The sequence below is a fragment of the Streptomyces ochraceiscleroticus genome (genome assembly GCF_000720485.1).
GTDB classification, from domain to species: domain Bacteria; phylum Actinomycetota; class Actinomycetes; order Streptomycetales; family Streptomycetaceae; genus Streptomyces; species Streptomyces ochraceiscleroticus.
The window spans coordinates 40,826-58,419 of sequence record NZ_JOAX01000007.1 but is presented as its reverse complement, the minus strand read 5'-3'; the positions used below and the strand labels follow the sequence as shown (position 1 = coordinate 58,419).

The 17,594-nt window shown below is 69.3% G+C and carries 17 protein-coding genes; 11 read left to right on the top strand and 6 right to left on the bottom strand.

Features of this window, described 5'->3' with window-relative positions:
- The first annotated feature begins 7 nt into the window (after positions 1 to 7).
- The 9 genes from IG84_RS0111255 to IG84_RS0111215 are packed head-to-tail and all read left to right on the top strand — an operon-like array spanning position 8 to position 9,158.
- Entirely contained in the window at positions 8 to 802 is a 795-nt protein-coding gene (locus IG84_RS0111255; RefSeq protein WP_031054557.1) for a sugar phosphate nucleotidyltransferase, read from the top strand.
- A complete protein-coding gene (locus IG84_RS0111250; RefSeq protein ID WP_031054555.1) occupies positions 799 to 1,461 on the top strand; it encodes a PIG-L deacetylase family protein in 663 nt (220 codons plus the stop codon). Before IG84_RS0111255 ends, IG84_RS0111250 begins: the two co-directional genes overlap by 4 nt.
- Positions 1,462 to 1,464: 3 nt before the next feature.
- Positions 1,465 to 2,490, top strand: coding sequence for an NAD-dependent epimerase/dehydratase family protein (locus IG84_RS0111245; RefSeq protein WP_031054553.1), 1,026 nt, complete (start codon positions 1,465 to 1,467; stop codon positions 2,488 to 2,490).
- Between the two features lie 20 nt (positions 2,491 to 2,510).
- On the top strand, positions 2,511 to 3,785 hold the full coding sequence (locus IG84_RS0111240) for a DUF4910 domain-containing protein (RefSeq protein WP_031054551.1): 1,275 nt from the start codon (positions 2,511 to 2,513) through the stop codon (positions 3,783 to 3,785).
- A 5-nt stretch (positions 3,786 to 3,790) separates the two neighbouring features.
- Complete coding sequence (locus IG84_RS0111235) at positions 3,791 to 5,095, top strand: MATE family efflux transporter (protein WP_031054550.1); 1,305 nt, start codon at positions 3,791 to 3,793, stop codon at positions 5,093 to 5,095.
- Entirely contained in the window at positions 5,092 to 6,039 is a 948-nt protein-coding gene (locus IG84_RS0111230) for a glycosyltransferase family 2 protein (protein WP_031054548.1), read from the top strand. The genes IG84_RS0111235 and IG84_RS0111230 overlap by 4 nt, the downstream gene beginning before the upstream one ends.
- Complete coding sequence (locus IG84_RS0111225) at positions 6,036 to 7,256, top strand: polysaccharide pyruvyl transferase family protein (RefSeq protein ID WP_031054547.1); 1,221 nt, start codon at positions 6,036 to 6,038, stop codon at positions 7,254 to 7,256. Before IG84_RS0111230 ends, IG84_RS0111225 begins: the two co-directional genes overlap by 4 nt.
- Entirely contained in the window at positions 7,253 to 7,804 is a 552-nt protein-coding gene (rfbC, locus tag IG84_RS0111220; protein ID WP_031054545.1) for a dTDP-4-dehydrorhamnose 3,5-epimerase, read from the top strand. The genes IG84_RS0111225 and rfbC overlap by 4 nt, the downstream gene beginning before the upstream one ends.
- A 7-nt stretch (positions 7,805 to 7,811) precedes the next feature.
- Entirely contained in the window at positions 7,812 to 9,158 is a 1,347-nt protein-coding gene (locus IG84_RS0111215) for a glutamate-1-semialdehyde 2,1-aminomutase (protein WP_031054543.1), read from the top strand.
- Positions 9,159 to 9,175: 17 nt separating this feature from the next.
- Here the strand turns inward: IG84_RS0111215 and IG84_RS0111210 are convergent, their stop codons facing one another.
- A complete protein-coding gene (locus IG84_RS0111210) occupies positions 9,176 to 9,886 on the bottom strand; it encodes a phosphatase PAP2 family protein (protein WP_031054540.1) in 711 nt (236 codons plus the stop codon).
- A gap of 532 nt (positions 9,887 to 10,418) precedes the next feature.
- Between IG84_RS0111210 and IG84_RS0111205 the strand changes: the two genes are divergently transcribed.
- Together IG84_RS0111205 and IG84_RS0111200 are read left to right on the top strand one after the other, a co-directional pair.
- Positions 10,419 to 11,486: a tryptophan dimethylallyltransferase family protein gene (locus IG84_RS0111205; RefSeq protein ID WP_245659308.1), complete on the top strand. Its 1,068-nt coding sequence runs from the start codon at positions 10,419 to 10,421 to the stop codon at positions 11,484 to 11,486.
- 5 nt (positions 11,487 to 11,491) lie between these two features.
- Positions 11,492 to 12,715: a pyridoxal phosphate-dependent aminotransferase gene (locus tag IG84_RS0111200; protein WP_031054537.1), complete on the top strand. Its 1,224-nt coding sequence runs from the start codon at positions 11,492 to 11,494 to the stop codon at positions 12,713 to 12,715.
- On the opposite strand, the gene IG84_RS0111195 is transcribed toward IG84_RS0111200, so the two are convergent.
- Genes IG84_RS0111195 through IG84_RS0111175 form a run of 5 tightly spaced genes read right to left on the bottom strand, consistent with a single transcriptional unit; the run spans position 12,701 to position 17,024 of the window.
- Entirely contained in the window at positions 12,701 to 14,173 is a 1,473-nt protein-coding gene (locus IG84_RS0111195) for a cytochrome P450 (RefSeq protein WP_051861614.1), read from the bottom strand. The two genes, IG84_RS0111200 and IG84_RS0111195, sit on opposite strands and share 15 nt — an antisense overlap.
- Positions 14,167 to 14,790, bottom strand: a complete 624-nt coding sequence (locus IG84_RS0111190; protein ID WP_031054535.1) for a GTP-binding protein — start codon at positions 14,788 to 14,790, stop codon at positions 14,167 to 14,169. The genes IG84_RS0111195 and IG84_RS0111190 overlap by 7 nt, the downstream gene beginning before the upstream one ends.
- A complete protein-coding gene (locus IG84_RS0111185) occupies positions 14,771 to 15,139 on the bottom strand; it encodes a DUF742 domain-containing protein (protein WP_031054533.1) in 369 nt (122 codons plus the stop codon). Before IG84_RS0111185 ends, IG84_RS0111190 begins: the two co-directional genes overlap by 20 nt.
- Positions 15,136 to 15,558, bottom strand: a complete 423-nt coding sequence (locus IG84_RS0111180) for a roadblock/LC7 domain-containing protein (protein ID WP_037799958.1) — start codon at positions 15,556 to 15,558, stop codon at positions 15,136 to 15,138. Before IG84_RS0111180 ends, IG84_RS0111185 begins: the two co-directional genes overlap by 4 nt.
- A 14-nt stretch (positions 15,559 to 15,572) precedes the next feature.
- On the bottom strand, positions 15,573 to 17,024 hold the full coding sequence (locus tag IG84_RS0111175; protein WP_245659307.1) for an ATP-binding protein: 1,452 nt from the start codon (positions 17,022 to 17,024) through the stop codon (positions 15,573 to 15,575).
- Between the last annotated feature and the right edge of the window lie 570 nt (positions 17,025 to 17,594).

Below are 17,594 nucleotides of genomic sequence, written 5' to 3'. Positions count from 1 at the left end.
TTGCAGCATGAAGGTCGTACTGTTCTGCGGCGGTTACGGGATGCGGATGCGCAGCGGCGCCTCCGACGATGTGCCCAAGCCGATGGCGATGGTCGGCCCGCGACCGCTGATCTGGCACGTCATGCGCTACTACGCGCACTTCGGGCACACGGAGTTCATCCTGTGTCTCGGCTACGGAGCCCACCACATCAAGGACTTCTTCCTCAACTACGAGGAGACGGTGTCCAACGACTTCGTCCTGAGAGGCGGGCGCACCGAGCTGCTGTCCACCGACATCTCGGACTGGACGATCACGTTCGCGCAGACCGGCGTCGAGTCACCGATCGGGGAGCGGCTGCGCCGGGTGCGGCACCACCTGGACGGCGACGAGATGTTCCTCGCCAACTACGCCGACGTGCTCACCGACGCCCCGCTGCCGGAGATGATCGACCGGTTCGCCCGGCGCGACGCCGGTGCGTCGATGATGGTGGTGCCGCCGCAGTCCTCCTTCCACTGCGTGGAGTTGGGTGAGGACGGCCTGGTGGGAGGCATCACCGCGGTGAGCGAACTGCCGCTGTGGGAGAACGGCGGTTACTTCGTGCTCCGCCAGGAGGTCTTCGACCACATACCGGAGAACGGGGACCTGGTCGCCGACGGGTGCGCCCAACTCGCCAAGCGCGGACGGCTCGTGGCGCACCAGCACCGCGGCTTCTGGAAGCCGACCGACACCGTGAAGGAGCGGGCCGCGCTCGACGCCGCCTACGCCCGCGGTGAGCGCCCGTGGGCCGTGTGGGAGCGGGACGGCGCGGGGGTGAGCGCATGATCCGGCTCGGGACCGGGCGTCTGGACCGGATCGTCGCGGTGGGCGCGCACTGCGACGACATCGCCATCGGCGCCGGCGGCACGCTGCTGACGCTGTGCCTCGCGCATCCGGGTATCCGCATCGACGCGCTGGTGCTCTCCGGGGGTGGCAGCGAGCGGGAGCAGGAGGAGCAGGCCGCGCTCGCCGCCTTCTGCCCGGGCGCCGACCTCCGGCTGACCGTGCTCAAGCTGCCGGACGGCCGGATGCCCGTGCACTGGGAAGAGGCCAAGGCCGCGGTCGAGGAACTGCGCGGGCAGACCGACCCGGATCTGATCCTGGCGCCGCGTACCGATGACGCGCACCAGGACCACCGCGGCCTGGCGAAGCTGATCCCCACCGCATTCCGCGACCACCTCGTGCTCGGCTACGAGATCGTCAAGTGGGACGGCGATCTCGGCCGTCCGGCCGCCTACCAGCCGCTGTCGCCGGAGATCGCCGAACAGAAGGTGCGGCTGCTGCAGGAGCACTACCCCTCGCAGCGGCACCGGCCCTGGTATGACCGGGAAGCCTTTCTCGGCCTCGCGCGGATCCGCGGCATCGAATGCCACGCCCGCTACGCCGAGGCGTTCGCCGTCACCAAACTCACGCTCGACCTGAGCACTTTCAACCTGGGGGAATGAACCTTGCGCGTACTACTGACCGGACACCAGGGCTACCTGGGCACCGTCATGGCCCCGGTCCTCGCGGCAGCCGGACACGAAGTCGTCGGCCTCGACTCCGGCCTCTTCGCCGACTGCGTCCTCGGCCCGTCGCCCGCCGACCCTTCGGGACACCGGGTGGATCTGCGGGACATCACGGCCGAACACGTGGCAGGGGTGGACGCCGTGATCCACCTGGCCGCGCTGTCCAACGACCCGCTGGGCTCGCTGGCGCCGGACCTCACCTACGACATCAACCACCACGCGTCCGTACGCCTTGCCCAACTGGCCCGCGACGCCGGAGTGCGGCGCTTCCTGTACGCCTCGACCTGCTCGGTCTACGGCGCCGCAGGCGGAGACGACCTGGTGACCGAGGACGCCCCGCTGCGCCCGGTGACGCCCTACGCGGAGTCCAAGGTGCGGGTGGAGGACGATCTGCACGCACTGTCCGACGGTGACTTCAGCCCGGTGTACATGCGCAACGCCACCGCCTTCGGCTACTCACCCCGGCTGCGCGCCGACATCGTGCTGAACAACCTGGTGGGCCACGCGCTCCTGTCCGGCGAGGTGCTGGTGCTCTCCGACGGCACGCCCTGGCGCCCGCTGGTGCACGCCGCCGACATCGCACGGGCCTTCGCGGCCGCCCTGGTCGCGCCGCGCGAAGCGGTGCACGACCGGGCGTTCAACATCGGCAGCGAGGTCAACAACGTCACCGTCGCCGAGATCGCCGAACAGGTCGCCGAGGCGGTGTCCGGCGCGAAGGTGAGGATCACCGGGGAGAACGGCGCCGACCCGCGCTCGTACCGGGTGGACTTCTCCCGGTTCCGCACGGCGATACCCGGCTTCGACTGCGAGTGGACGGTGAAGCAGGGCGCGCTGGAACTCGCCGACGCCTACCGGGAGTTCGGGCTGACCCGGGAGGACTTCGAGCGGCGCTTCACCCGCCTTGCCGTGCTGCGCGCGGCGTCCGACGCCGGCGCCGTCGACGACACCCTGCGGTGGCGCCGATGACCGCGGCCGGCGAACAGCCGATGACCACCGCCGGCGAAGAGATGTACACGCTGGTGGAGCGGCTGTACCCGCTCTGCCGGAGCATCACCGGCGACGGTGTGCGCGCCACCCTCGACATCGTCGGCGAGTACCTCCCGCTGCAGGTGCACGAGGTGCCGACCGGGACCCAGGTACTCGACTGGACGGTGCCGCAGGAGTGGAACATCCGGGACGCGTACATCGCCGACAGCGCGGGCAACCGTGTCGTCGACTTCGCCGCGTCCAGCCTGCATGTGCTCGGCTACAGCGTGCCGGTGTCGGCGACCATGCCACTGGCCGAGCTGCGCGAACACCTGCACACCCTGCCGGACCACCCGAGCTGGGTGCCCTACCGCACCAGTTACTACAAGCCGGAATGGGGGTTCTGCCTGGCCCAGGAGACCCTGGACGCGCTGCCGGACGGCGAGTACGAGGTCCGCATCGACTCCACACTCGCGGACGGCCACCTCACCTACGCCGAGCACGTGGTCCCCGGGCAGGTCCCCGACGAGGTGATCGTCTCCTGCCACGTCTGCCACCCGTCGCTGGCCAACGACAACCTGGCAGGCATCGCGGTGGCGACGTTCCTGGCCCGGGCGCTGGCGCAGCAGACGCCGTACTACACCTACCGGTTCATCTTCGCGCCCGGCACCATCGGGGCGATCACCTGGCTGGCCCGCAACGCGCAGCGGATCGAGCAGGTGAAGCACGGCCTCGTGCTGGCCTGCGCCGGCGACCCGGGCCAACTGACGTACAAGCAGAGCAGGCGCGGTGACGCGGAGATCGACCGGGTCCTGCGGCACGTGCTGGCCACCTCCGAACGCCCGCACCGCGTCACCGAGTTCACTCCGTACGGCTACGACGAGCGGCAGTTCTGCTCACCCGGGTTCGACCTCGGCGTGGGCTCGCTCACCCGGACCCCGTACGCGGGCTACCCCGAGTACCACACCTCGGCGGACAACCTGGACTTCGTCTCCCCGGAGGCGATGGCGGACACCCTTGCAGTCTGCCGCGAGGCATTCGCCGCCCTCGACCGCAACCGGCGGTACCTCAACCTCAGCCCCTATGGCGAACCGCAGTTGGGCCGGCGCGGGTTGTACGACGCGCTCGGCGGCCGCAGCGACACCAAGCAGGCCCAGATGGCCATGCTCTGGGTGCTCAACCTCTCCGACGGCGAGCACAGTCTGCTGGACGTCGCCGAGCGGTCCGGGCTGCCGTTCGACACCATCGCTGCCGCGGCCGATGCCCTGCGCGGCGCCGGGCTGATCAAGGCATGACGCCGATGACCACCGAGGGGGAGACGACGACACCGGCGGACGGGGCGAAAGACGCCCGGCGGACCGCCAAGCGGGCCCTCGTCGGCAGGCTCTCCTGGGGCCTGGCCGACCAGGCGGCCTCCAGCATGAGCAACTTCGTGGTGGGCATCTACGTGGCCCGCTCGCTGGGGGTGACCGCGTTCGGCGTGTTCAGCCTCGCCTGGGTGACCTACGGCGTGGTGCTCAACGTCTCCCGCGGCCTTGCCACCGACCCGCTCGTGGTGCGCTTCAGCGGCGTGTCGGACGCGTCCTGGCGCGGCGCTGCGGCCCGGTCGACGGGTACCGCGCTCGGCGTCGGTGCCGCCATCGGCGCGGCGTGTCTGGTGGTCGGGCTCGCCCTCGGCGGCAGTGTGGGGCCCGCGTTCGCCTGCCTCGGCGTGATGCTGCCGGGGCTGCTGCTGCAGGACGCCTGGCGGTTCTCGTTCTTCGCCGCCGGCACCGGGCGGAAGGCGTTCGTCAACGACCTCGTGTGGGGCATCGCGCTCGTCCCGGCCATGGTGGTGGCGGCCCGCGTGGGCAGCGTGGCCGCTTTCGTGCTCGCCTGGGGCGCGTCCGCCACGGTGGCGGCGGCGTACGGCTGCTTCCAGTCCGGCATCCGGCCACGGATGACCGGGGCACGCGGGTGGCTTCGCGAACAGCGCGATCTCGGCTACCGGTACCTGGTCGAGAACGTCAGCCTCAGCGGCGCGAGCCAGCTCCGGGCGTACGGGCTCGGCGCGATCGTCGGGGTCGGCGCGGTGGGTGCGGTCCGGGGCGCCGAGCTCCTGCTCGGCCCGTTCCTCGCCGTGCTGATGGGGCTCTCGCTGGTCACCGTCCCGGAGGCGGCCCGGGTGCTGCGGCGGGCCCCGCACCGCCTCGGCTCGTTCTGCCTCCTGCTGGGCGGCGGGCAGGCCGCCGCCGCGCTGCTCTGGGGCGGGGCGCTGCAGCTGATGCCGGACCGGCTCGGCGAGTTCGTGCTCGGCGACGTCTGGCACTCCGCCGCACAGCTCATCGTGCCGGTCACCCTCGGCGTCGCGGGCGCCGGGCTCGGCACCGGCGCGGCGGCCGGGCTGCGCGCGCTGGGTGCGGCCCGGCGCAGCCTGCGCTGCCAGCTCTTCGCCTCCGCCTGCTATGTCAGCGGCGGGCTCGGCGGGGCGGCCGTCGCCGGCACGGTCGGCTCGGCCTGGGGCGTCGCCGCCGCGACCGTCAGCGGCTCGGCCGTGTGGTGGCTGCACCTGCGGTCCGCCCTCCGCGAGCACCACCACCCCATCCCCGAAGTGAGGACCTCATGACCGACCGCCCCAGGCTGAGCATCGGCCTGCCCGTCTACAACGGCGAGGAGTACCTGGCCGAGTCGCTCGACGCCCTGCTCGGCCAGACCTACGAGGACTTCGAGCTGATCATCTCCGACAACGCATCGACCGACGGGACCCAGGACATCTGCCGTAAGTACGCCGGGCAGGACTCGCGCATCCGGTACCTCCGGCTGCCCCGGAACATCGGCGCCACGCCGAACCACAACCGTGTGTTTGTCGAGTCCCGCGGCGAGCTGTTCAAGTGGGCCTCGCACGACGACCTCTACGGCCGCGACCTGCTGCGGCGCTGCGTGGAGGCGCTGGACGAGCGGCCCGACGTGATCCTCGCGCACACCGGCCAGGCGGTCATCGACGGAGACGGCCAGGTGAAGGTCCCCTACGAGTACGGGCTCGCCACCGACTCGCCGCACGCGCCGGAGCGCTTCCGCAGTCTGCTGTTCGAGCCCGGTGGTGACGACTTCTACGGGGTGCTGCGGGCCGACGTACTGCGCCGGGTGAAACCGATGGACAGCTACCACCACGCGGACCGCACCTTCGTCGCCGAGATCACCCTGCACGGGCCCTTCCACCAGGTGCCCGAACTGCTGTACTTCCGCCGCGACCACCCCACCCGCGCCGAGCGGGCGAACCCGTCCAAGCGCTCCCGGTGCGTCAACCTGGACCCGCGCCGGGCGGGCCCGCTGCACCCGACGCCCCGGCTGCTCGCCGAGTACGTCTGGGGCTTCGCCTCGGCGATCCGGCGGGCGCCGCTGTCCCAGGCCGACCGGCGCGCCTGCTACCGCCACCTGGCCGCGTGGATGACCAGCCGGGCCCGGCCGGGCGCCGGCGAGCGGGTCGAGGACCGCGCCCCGGTCGACCCGGGCGGACTCACGGTCTCCGTCGACGCCCTCGTCGCGGGCCGCGAGGGGCGGCAGGCATGAAGACGGTCACACGTGTGGGGGTGTTCGGCCTGCTCGGCTCCGGCAACCTCGGCAACGACGGGTCGCTCGAAGCCGTCCTCGGATACCTCCGCGCCGAGCACCCGGAGGCAGTGGTGGACGCGCTGTGCGGCGGACCCGAAGCCGTCACCGCCCGGTTCGGGATCCCCGCGACGCGGCTGCACTGGTACCGCGGCGAGTACCGGACCGCGTCGCGCGCGGGCGCGATCGCGGCGAAGGGGCTGGGCAAACTCGTCGACGCCTTCCGCACCGCCGCCTGGGTGCGCCGGCACAACCTGGTGATCGTGCCGGGCATGGGCGTCCTGGAGGCCACGCTGCCGCTGCGGCCGTGGGGCTTCCCGTACTCGCTGTTCCTGCTCTGCGCGAGCGGCCGGCTGCTGCGCACCCGGGTCGCGCTGGTCAGCGTCGGCGCCGCCGAGATCGGCAACCGGCCGACCCGGGCCCTGGTGCGCTGGTCGGCGCGGCTGGCGACGTACCGCTCGTACCGGGACGACCGGTCCCGCGACGCGATGCGGGCGATGGGCGTGGACACCGCGCGCGACGAGGTCTATCCGGACCTCGCGTTCTCCCTGCCGACACCGCCGCCGAGAGTGCCTGCGGGCCCGTCGCGCACGGTCTGCGTCGGTGTCATGGACTTCCACGGCGGCAACGACGACCGCGCGCGGGCCGAGGAGATATACGGGCGCTACCTCGACGGGACGATCCGGTTCGTCCGCGCGCTGGTCCAGGAAGGCAGGCCGGTCCGGCTGCTCACCGGCGACGAGTGCGATGCGTCGGTGGTCGCCGCGATCCTCGATGCGGTGGACTCGCCGCTGGTCACCGCTTCCGAGCCGTCGTCACTGGCCGACCTGATGAAGGAGATGGCGGCCGCCGACACCGTGGTGGCGGTCAGGTACCACAACCTGATCTGCGCGCTGAAGACCGGCACCCCGGTGCTCGCCCTCTGCTATGCGGCGAAGAGCGAAGCCCTGATGGACCGGATGGGCCTTGGCGCGTACTGCCACCCGGCCCGCGAAGTCGACGCCGACCGGCTGCTCGAGCAGTTCCGGGCGCTGGAGAAGCGATCGGCGGAGCTGCGGCGGACCCTCGCCGAGCGGAACCTGATCGCCGCACAGCAACTCGCCCACCAATTCACCGCGTTGACCACGGCCCTGTTCCCGGCGACCGACCACACCCACACCTTGCAGGAGGCTAAATGAAGGCGGCCGAAGTCCCGGAGATCGCCGGCGCGTATCTCTTCGAACCGACACCGTACGCAGACGAACGCGGCTTCTTCTGCCGCACCTTCGACGCCGACGTGGTCCGCTCGGTGGGCCTCGACCCGGACGCCTTCGTCCAGGACAGCCTGTCCCGCTCGGTCCGGGGCGTGCTGCGCGGTCTGCACCTGCGTTCCGGCGCCGGCGAGGCGAAGCTGGTGCGGTGCTCGTACGGGAGGATCTTCGACGTCATCGTGGACCTGCGTCCGGACTCACCGACCTACCGCAACCGGGCCTTCTTCGAGCTGTCCGACGAGACCCAGAAGACCCTCTACATCCCGGCGGGCTGCGCACACGGCTTCCAGGCGCTGACCGAAACCGCCGACACCTCGTATCGGATCGACCGCCCGCACGACCCGGCCGAGGACGTGACGATCGCCTTCGACGCCCCGGAGCTCGCCATCCCCTGGCCGCTGCCGGTCACATCGATGTCCCAGCGGGACCGGGAGGCGCCCAGCCTCGCCGAGGTCCTGAAGCGCAAGGAAGGGTGAAGTCGGCGTGGACACCGAACACACCGAGGAATCCGAGGAGTTCGTCCTGACCCGGTCGCGGACGGCGAACGAGCGGCTGCACGACCTGATCCCCGGAGGCGCGCACACCTACGCCAAGGGCGACGACCAGTACCCCGAGAACCTGGCCCCGGTCATCAGCCACGGCCGCGGTGCCCACGTGTGGGACATCGACGGCAACCGCTACATCGAGTACGGCTCCGGCCTGCGGTCGGTCAGCCTCGGCCACGCCCACCCGCGGGTGATCGAGGCGGTGCGGCGGCAACTCGACCGCGGCAGCAACTTCGTTCGGCCGTCCATCGTGGAGGTCGAGGCCGGGGAACGTTTCCTGGCCACGGTGCCGAGCGCCGAGATGGTGAAGTTCGCGAAGAACGGCTCCGACGTCACCACCGCCGCGGTACGCCTCGCCCGCGCCGTCACCGGCCGCCCGCGAGTGGCGATCTGCGCCGACCATCCGTTCTTCTCCACCGACGACTGGTTCATCGGCACCACGCCGATGTCCGCCGGCATCCCCACGGCGACCACCGAACTCACGGTGTCCTTCCCTTACGGGGACTTGGCGGCCACGGAGGAAATGCTCACCCGGCACCAGGACGAGGTCGCCTGCCTGATCCTCGAACCGGCCACCACACACACCGAGCCCCCACCCGGGTATCTCGCAGGGCTGCGCGAACTGGCCGACCGGCACGGCTGCGTACTGATCTTCGACGAGATGATCACCGGCCTCCGCTGGTCCGAAGCGGGCGCCCAGGGCCTGTACGGCGTCGTCCCCGACCTCTCCACGTTCGGCAAGGCGCTCGGCAACGGATTCGCCGTCTCCGCGCTCGCCGGGCGCCGTGAGCTGATGGAACGGGGCGGGCTGCGGCACTCCGACGACCGGGTGTTCCTGCTGTCCACCACGCACGGCGCGGAAACGCACTCCCTGGCAGCCGCGATGGCCGTGCAAGCCACCTACGTCGAAGAGGGCATCACCGCACAACTGCACGCCCTCGGTGAGCGGTTGGCCGCCGGTGTCCGCGAAGCCGCGGCGAGCATGGGCGTCGGCGACCACGTCGTCGTCCGGGGCCGGCACAGCAACCTGGTCTTCGCCACCCTCGACGAGAACCGGCAACCGTCGCAGCGGTACCGCACCCTGTTCCTGCGCCGGCTCCTCGCGGGCGGAGTGCTCGCCCCCTCGTTCGTGGTGAGCAGCGCACTCAGCGACGCCGACATCGACCACACCGTCGACGTGGTGGCCCAGGCTTGCGCGGTGTACCGAAAGGCGCTGGACGCCGGGGATCCCACGCCCTGGCTGGGTGGGCGACCGGTGAAGCCCGTATTCCGCCGCTTGGCGTGACGAGACGTGCCGTGACGTCAGCGGCGCTCCCGCCGACCGGCGTCGGTCACCCGATCGGCCACCTGACCGGCCCTCCGGTCGACCAGCCGGTCAGCCATCCGGTCGACCAGCCACGCGGTCACCGGTATCACCGCCAGCGCGGTGCACCCGCCGCCGAGGACGTCGGTCGGGTAGTGCGCGCCCAGGGCGACCTGGGCCCATCCCATGGCGGCGCCGCCAACCAGCGCCGCGGCGAGCACGAGTGATGTGCCGGCCGTCCTGCCAAGGCCGAGCCGGCCGCTCGCGAGCAGCGCCACGACAAGGGCGAGCGCGGTGAAGAAGGCGGTGTGCCCGCTCGGATAGGACAGGTTGCCGTGGCCGTGAATGGTGCGCCCCACCAGGGACTTGAGCAGGGTGGCCGTTCCCACGCTCATGCCGGCCCCGACAACGACGAGCACCGCCGCGCGAGGACGCCGAAGCAGCAGGCAGCCGGCCACGACGGCCACGACCAGCGCCGCCGCTCCGGCGGGCTCCCCCAGAAAGTCGATGGTCAGAGCGACGCTCCGCCACGGCGCCCGCACGCTGTCCGCCGTCGGGTCGACGAACCACCTGTCCACCCTGCCGGGCTCGCTGTGGCCGGCGTACAGGCCCCCCTGCACGACGACCACCAGTGCAGCGAGGACCGCGATCGGCCCGATCCACGCGCGCAGCGACGGGGGTAACACCGCGTGCGCCGACCGGCCGGTCACCCGCCCACCGCGTCCGGTCGACCCGCGCCCACCACGACGGCCGGGCCGACTTCCAGGTTCACTCCTGCCAGACCAATCACGCGAGCCCCCCCATTTCGCAGCGTCCCGAAGCCAGATCTACCATCTTGGCGTAAACCGCGGAGTCGAAGCAGGTTCGCCAAAGCGAGAACGCGCCATGACCGCACCGCCCTCGGCCCGCGCCCACGCACGGTGGCCCTGAATCCCGGGGCCCGACGAGGCTGATCCTGTCTCACTGGTCGACGGTGTGCACACCCGTCAGGCAAGGGCGCGCGCTGACGATGGGAAGCACTCCGCAAGCCCCCTGTGCGCTTCTGTCGGGTGGGGAGATTCTTCGTTATTTCTTAAGTCAATAAAATCCGATTCTCTGGCGGAGTGGCAGGCAGGGTCCTGGGGGCCTATCGGGGACGGCCGATGGGTCGGTGAGGCAAGCGCGCTGTACGGCGAGACCGGTGAGAGATAGGGGAGGAATTCCATGTTGTCTCCGCAGTCGGATTCGCGAGGGTCTGCTGACGTGACGTTCCTGGATTACGGGATTTCCACCGCAAAACGTCTCCTTGAGAGCGCTGGGCTGGATGTCGAGCAAGGGGTGAGGGTGCTGCGCAGGATGCTTTCGCCGTGGGGGAGACGGTGGATCGCGCAGCAACCCGATTGGCACTCGGATGTGTGTGCCGACGGTTCGCCGATCGAGTTTTCCGCCGCTTTTTCGGATGGCTGCGTGAAAGTCCGGGTGCTCGTGGAGGCAATCCCGGACGAGCCGAATACTCTGGCCGCACAGGAATCAGCGATCGAGCTTTCTCAAGGGCTCACCCGTGACTTCGGCGCCGTCGACGACCGACTCGCGACAGTTCGGGATCTGTTCCTGCCGGACGAAGGCCCGAGCGGCTTCGCCATGATGTGCGCCGCCATCTTCGCGCCAACGGGGCGGCCCGAGTTCAAGGTCTATCTGAATCCGAGCGCCAATAACGTCATGACCGGCGCCGAGCGGACTCGCGAGGCGCTGGAGCGCTTGGGGTTCGGTAAGGCATGGAAAGCGGTCAGCGCATATGCTCGTCGGGGATTCGATCTCGATCGAATCGTCTACTTCGGTCTCGACCTGATCGACGGTCCCGAGTCGCGCATCAAGGTGTATTTTCGTCACTACGATGTCTCCCCGGCAGACCTGGACGCCCGCATGGAGATTTCCGCGCAGCATGAGTCCGGCCTCCTGGGCGAATTCTGCCGGAAGCTGACCGGCCGGGCCGGCGAGCTCAGAGAACAGCCCCTTGTCAGTAATCTGACGTTTACGGCTGCCGGCGAGCATGTCCCTGTCTCCGCCACGGTGTACGTGCCGCTGTGGCGGTACGCGAAGAGCGACGCAACAATGCGCGATCGCATCAGCTCCGTCATGACCGATATGGGGCTCCCCAGCGGCTGCTATCAGTCACTGCTGAACCACGTGGCCCGCCGTCCGCTGTCGGACGGGCGCGGGATACACACCTATGCATCGGCACGTGTGCACAAGGGCCGTCCCCACCTGGCCACGTATTGGTCCTCGGAGCTGTACGACCGATACCCGCCCGCCCGTTATCAAGGAGGCTGATCCTCATGCCGTTCCATGCCGCGACCGGACCGCTCGGGTCACTGTTCGGTGACGCGAGGGTCCGGCCCGATCTACTGCGGCGTCGATCACATATCCGGTGGGGTGCTTACCCGCCCGACGTCATCCCGCTGACGGCAGCGGAACCGGACTTTCCCGGGCCTCAAGCGGTCACGGATGCCCTCGCCCGTTCTCTTTCCGATGGCTACTTCCCCTATGCCTCACCCGCGGGACTCGATGAACTCCGGGAAACGTACTCCGACGTGGCCGAGGCTCGGTACGGAATCAGTGCGGCTCCCGATCGCGTGGTGCTGACCCCTGGTACGGCGTCCGCACTCTGGGGAGTGGTGCGTCTTCTCTGCGGAGAAGGCGATGAGTGCATACTGCTGGACCCGGTTGACCTGCTCTTCGGCCAAGCCATTGATGCCGCGGGGGCCCGGCGGGTCTATTGCCCGGTCGACAAGGACACGGGGCGGCTCGATCCGGACCGACTCGCGTCTCTGATCACTCCGCGCACTGCCCTGATCTGTCTGTGCAATCCGCACAACCCCCTGGGTACGGTCTTCACCGAGGCGACGCTCCGGACGATAGCGGAGACAGCGGAGAAGCATGGTGTGCCGATACTTTCCGACGAGGTGTGGAATGAGATCGTGTACCCGCCCGCGGCGCACGTCAGCATGGCCGGCCTGGATACTGCGGAAAGCCAGCAGATCTATACGGTGACCGGGCTCTCGAAGACATTCGCGCTGCCCGGGCTGAGGATGGGGTTCGTCATCGCCCCGGACGCGAGAGCGGCGGTCAATTTGCAGCTCACCTTCCAGTGTCTCGGTGCCGCGTACAGCCTGACCCCCTTCACGCAGGTCGGTGCGCTGGCGGCACTGCGGCACGGCTGGCCCTGGCACGATTCCTTCGTGAAGCATCTGCACGAGACGCGGAACTACTGCGTGGAACGGCTGAACGCGATCCCCGGCATATCGTGCTCCCGCCCGGACGGGACGTTCGTCCTGTTCCCCGACATCTCTTCCACCGGGCTGGACAGCCGGGCGATGGCTGAATTCCTGCTGGCGGAAGCCCGGGTGGCAGTAGTGGCCGGCACCACCGAATGGTTCGGACCGGCCGCCGAAGGCAACGTCCGTATCAGCTATGCCACTTCCCGGGGAATGCTGGAAGAGGCGCTGAACCGGATGGAAAGGTCCGTTGCCGACCTTACTTCCGCGTCACCGGCCGCGTAGCCATCCCTTCAGGGAGTCCCACCACGATGCTCGCCTCCTGAGGGCCGGGGGCGGCGGATACGGTACGGGGAGCGCGGCAGCGGGACGCGAAGCGCTGTCCGTACCGTCCCGCAGCGGCCCCTCGGCCGCCGCGCCGACGCCGACCGGAGCGGCGGCCGTGACCGCACTGCCGGACCGCGGCCTGGTGAATGTCACCGGGAGGCTGGTCAGGTGGCGCGTCATCCAGCCCGATTTCCAGCGCAGCTCCTCCTCGGGAATGCTCAGACCCACGTCGGGCAGCCGCGCCAGCAGAGTGTCGATGCCGGTGTCGGTGATGGCGCGGCCGATGTTCTGGCCGGGGCACTCCTGCGGGCCGCTGCTGAAGGCGAGATGCGAACGGTTTCCGTGCAGGGGAGCCGTGGGGTCCGGCCGGACGGCCGGGTCGTGGTTCCCGGCGGCCAGACCGAGCAGCAGCATGTCGCCCGCCTCGACCTTCTGACCGCCGATCTCCGTGTCCACGGCAGCCCAGCGACCGGGGATGGTCATGAGTGGCGGTTCGCTCCACAGGACCTGCTCCACCACGTCGGGCAGGGTCATCTGTCCGCCGGCCAGCGACGCGTGGCAGCGGGGGTCGGTCAGCACCATTCGCAGGGTGCTCTTGAGGAGGTTGACAGTGGTTTCGTTCCCGGCGATGAGGATGACCCGCAGGTGATTCCACACCTCCTCATCGGTGAGCGCGGAGGGGTGCTCGATCAGCCAGGACGTGATGTCGTGGCCGGTGTTTCCCCGCTTGCGCCGCACGAGCTGCTGGAGAGTCTCCACGATGAACTCGTTGCTGGCCACCGACGTCTCGGTGCCCGCCACCATGTCTCTGCTGGCTTCGACCAGCCGCGGGCCGTACTCGTCGGGCATTCCCAGGAGCTGTGTCATCACGAGCATGGGCAGTTGCTCCGAGAAGTCGCCCACCAGATCCGCTGCTCCCCGGCCGGCGAAGCCGTCGATCAACTGGTGGGCGGAGCGGGTGATCTGGCGTCGGATTCCGCGGCGGTTGAAGCGCTCCAGGCTGTCGGTGACCGCCAGGCGCAGCCGGTCGCGCTCCGCACCGTCGAGGAACAGACAGACCGGCTGCCAAGCGATCATCGGGAGCAGCGGGGAATCCGGCGGAACCTTGCCCTCCCTGAACCAGCGCCAGGTGCGGGAGTCGCGGCTGAACCGGGAGGGTGTACCGGCGACCTCCAGGATCTCGCGGTAACCGAGGACGAGCCAGGCCGGCAGGTCGCCGTCCAGCAGGACGGGCGCGACGGGCCCGTGCTCGGCGCGCAATCGCTCGTACAGGCTCATGGGGTTCTCGGCCGCCTCGGGTCCGAGAAGCCGCGCAAGGCCGGCAGGGTCCCCGAACCGGGCGTGTGCCGGACACTCCGGAGGCGGCTCGGATGCTGACGTGGTGCGGGACGGGTCGGAGAAAGAGGCGGTCACCATGGCTCCGGGGTTGTGGTGGTGAGGGTGTGCAGGTAACGCATGAGGGTCAGCAGGGCATCACGGCTGGAGCCGCGCTTGCGGGCATCACAATCGATGACCGGTACGTCATCGGGGATGTCCAGGGCCGCTCGGAGTTCGGCCACGGGGTGGGAGGGGGCGTCCGGGAAGGCGTTGATGGCGACGACGAAAGGCGTGCCACGTTCCTCGAGCCGGCCCATCACGTCGAAGCTGTCTTCCAGCCGCCGGGTGTCGATCAGGACCACCGCGCCCAGTGCGCCTTCGAAGAGGCCGTTCCACAGGAACCAGAATCGCTGCTGGCCCGGGGTGCCGAACAGGTACAGCACCAGCTCGTCATTGAGGGTGATCCGGCCGAAGTCCATCGCCACGGTGGTCTCGGACTTGCGCTCGATGCCGGCGATGTCGTCCACCCCGGCACTCGCCTGGGTCATGGTCTCCTCGGTGGTCAGCGGCCTGATCTCACTGACCGCTCCGACCATGGTGGTCTTACCGACTCCGAAGCCGCCGACGACCACCACCTTCACCGCCGAGGTGACCGAGGCCGGCAGGGCGTCCTCGCTCCGGGGACCGACGACGGGTTCAGAGCTTCTGAAGTCCATGCATCACCGCCTCCAAAAGGGCGACATCGGGCAACTTGGCCGGGGCCGGTACCCGGGCTTCGACATGGCCGTTCGACAGCAGATCCGTGAGCAGTACCGCGATCACGCTGACCGGCAGATGGAGATAGGCGGAGATCTCGGCGACGGACAGCGGATAGTCGCATATGTGGACGATGGCGGCCTGTTCGGGCTGCATGCTCACGCCGGCCTCGTTCCGGCTCACGATCAGCGTGACCATGTCCAGCGGGGAGCGCTTGTCGGGCAGGTCCCGGCCGGACGTGATGACGTAGAGCCGTTCGGGACCGCCCTCTTCCCAGTCCGGGCGCTGTGGCTGTTCCGGGTCGCTCATGGAACCTGCCGGTCGGCCCGCGGCGGGCTGGTGAGGTGCTGACCGATGCGCGCGACCAGGTCCCGCATACGCTGTCCGATGAGCCCGGCATCCACGTCGTCATCGGCCAGCACTGCCAGGTACGCTCCGGCGCCGGCTGCCATCAGATAGAAGAAGCCGCCGTCTACCTCGATGACTACGAGTTTCATTCTTCCGTCGCCGTGCGGGAATTCCGCACCGACGGCCGCCGACAGGCTTTGCAGTCCGGCACAGGCGGCGGCCAGGCGATCCGCGGTGTCTTTTTCCGTACCGAACTGTGCCATGCACAAGCCGTCCGAGGACAGCACCACGACATTTCGAGTCTGCGGAACACTGGATGCCAACTCCTCCAGCATCCAGTCCATATTGAGCCGTTGCTGTGTCGCCACTTGCTTATTCATCCTTACCTAATGGCTCAGTTACTGCTTGGACTCTCGCCATCGCGCAGGCCATCGGGACGATCCACCGGGGAATCGGCTCGGGAGACGCCGTAGGCGCCCTCGTGGAAGGCGGCCAGCCACATCCCGGCCTGTGGGGGTTGCTCGACCGGCGCCGGGGGCGGGGAGTCGGCGGTGGGGAAGGCTGCGGGCCTCGGCCGCACGGGGGGAACCACTGCGCGAGTACGGCGTCTGCGTTGCGGGAGGCCATTGGCGGGGCACGGAGCGTCTGTGGGCACCGGTTCCTCAACAACCGCGCCGTAGCGGCGCTCCGGTCCGAGGGTGTGACGGGGCGGCGGCAGGGTGGCGGCCTTGGCGACAGCTCCGCCGGGCGCAGGTGTCGTGGTGATCAGGCCCGGCGGGACGATCAGGACGACGCGTACCCCGCCGTACGCAGATGCGCGGAGGGAGACTTTGAAGTTGTTCGTGTGGGAAAGCCGGCCGACCACTGCAAGGCCGAGTCGTGGTGACTCGCCCAGGTCGTCGAGGTCCAGTCCGCCGGCTGAGTCCTGTGCCAGGGCCCGCTCGGCGCGGATCCGGGCTTCATCGGTCAGGCCGAGCCCGGCGTCCTCGATCTCGACGGCCACCCCGGACTGGACCTCTGTCGCGGTCAGATGAACCCGTGTCTGTGGCGGTGAATAGCGAGTGGCGTTGTCCAGCAGCTCGGACACGGCGTGGATCAGTGGTTCGACCGCGCGTCCGAGAACTCCGACGTCGGCCACCGAGTGCAGATCGACACGCTGGTAATCGGTGATCCGGGACATGGCGCCGCGCAACACATTGAACAGCGGAATGTTCTTCTGCCACTGACGCCCCGGCCGGGCCCCGCCGAGCACGGCGATGCTGTCCGCCAGCCGGCCGATCAGCGCGGTCCTGTGATCGAGGTGCAGCAAGTCGCCGAAGACGTCCGGATCATTGCCGTGGCGGTCCTCCATCTCCCTGAGTTCCTGGGCCTGTTGATGAACGATGGCCTGGACCCGTCGGGCGATGTTGACGAAGGCTCGCTGGGCGGAGTCACGCAGATCCTCCTCGGCCTCGACGGCCTGGAGGACGTATCGGAGCACCGCATGGTGTGCGGCTTCGAAGCGGGGGCTGACGCGGGACACGCGGCAGGTGTTGCGCAGTACGTTTTCGACCGGGACGCCCTGCTGAAGCTGCGCCATGGCCGCGGGCAGGATCTCCTTGGCCATCCGTACTGTTTCGGTCTCCTGCTCGGCCAGTTGCCGTTGCAGCATCGCCTCACTCTCGACGCGCTGCCTGCGCAGTGTGGCGATCACACGTCCCCTGCGCGCCGCCTCCCCGGCGGCGATGGCCACCACCGCCGTGGCGATGACGCCGGTCCAGGCGGTGTGGGCGCGGGCCACCGAGGGCGTCAACGACACGGCCACGGCTGTACATATGGACAGTAGTGCGGGTGGCAGCAGCCACATTGCGGCGGAAGTACGCCCCGGCCTTCCGGGTGGCGAATCGGCACGAACCATCGGCATCCTCAGAGCGCTAATGGAGAGGGACAGGGCGTCATGCACGGCACATACGGACGCCAGGAGAAGGGGGTGAAGGAACGCAGGAATGTGAACAGGGTCGATGCATTTCGGTACACGCTCACCAACGCGTGGACGCAGGGCATTCCGAGTTCGCATTCCGCGCACGGAGCCGGGTCCCAGGACGCCCGAGCCCTCGCGCGATGGACGGCATTACGGCATTGCGGCAGTCGGCAGGGACGTGTGGAAACCGCCACAACCAGCTGCGCGGCAGTGAGCATAGCGGGGCCTGAGCGGCTTTGTGTGATGAGTGCATATAACACATGAATGCACGTGCGTACGAAATTCTGGAGAAACGTTTTGGGCTGGCTATTCAGTGAAATTGAGTGAGGCTTGGATCTTCAAGCCCGGGAAGGCTTTACCGTCTTGGGACATTGATGCATCGACGCTCGTCGGTGGTGCCGGGGTATACCTCCGAGTCGCTGAGAGCTCCGGTCGGTTGTCGGGGGAGAAGGCCGA

Coding starts and splice junctions, on each gene's coding strand:
- IG84_RS0111255 (WP_031054557.1), top strand. CDS start 8: ATGAAGGTCGTACTGTTCTGCGGCGGTTACGGGATGCGGATGCGCAGC.
- IG84_RS0111250 (WP_031054555.1), top strand. CDS start 799: ATGATCCGGCTCGGGACCGGGCGTCTGGACCGGATCGTCGCGGTGGGC.
- IG84_RS0111240 (WP_031054551.1), top strand. CDS start 2,511: ATGACCACCGCCGGCGAAGAGATGTACACGCTGGTGGAGCGGCTGTAC.
- IG84_RS0111235 (WP_031054550.1), top strand. CDS start 3,791: ATGACCACCGAGGGGGAGACGACGACACCGGCGGACGGGGCGAAAGAC.
- IG84_RS0111230 (WP_031054548.1), top strand. CDS start 5,092: ATGACCGACCGCCCCAGGCTGAGCATCGGCCTGCCCGTCTACAACGGC.
- IG84_RS0111225 (WP_031054547.1), top strand. CDS start 6,036: ATGAAGACGGTCACACGTGTGGGGGTGTTCGGCCTGCTCGGCTCCGGC.
- rfbC (WP_031054545.1), top strand. CDS start 7,253: ATGAAGGCGGCCGAAGTCCCGGAGATCGCCGGCGCGTATCTCTTCGAA.
- IG84_RS0111200 (WP_031054537.1), top strand. CDS start 11,492: ATGCCGTTCCATGCCGCGACCGGACCGCTCGGGTCACTGTTCGGTGAC.
- IG84_RS0111195 (WP_051861614.1), bottom strand. CDS start 14,173: ATGGTGACCGCCTCTTTCTCCGACCCGTCCCGCACCACGTCAGCATCC.
- IG84_RS0111190 (WP_031054535.1), bottom strand. CDS start 14,790: ATGGACTTCAGAAGCTCTGAACCCGTCGTCGGTCCCCGGAGCGAGGAC.
- IG84_RS0111185 (WP_031054533.1), bottom strand. CDS start 15,139: ATGAGCGACCCGGAACAGCCACAGCGCCCGGACTGGGAAGAGGGCGGT.
- IG84_RS0111180 (WP_037799958.1), bottom strand. CDS start 15,558: ATGAATAAGCAAGTGGCGACACAGCAACGGCTCAATATGGACTGGATG.
- IG84_RS0111175 (WP_245659307.1), bottom strand. CDS start 17,024: ATGTGGCTGCTGCCACCCGCACTACTGTCCATATGTACAGCCGTGGCC.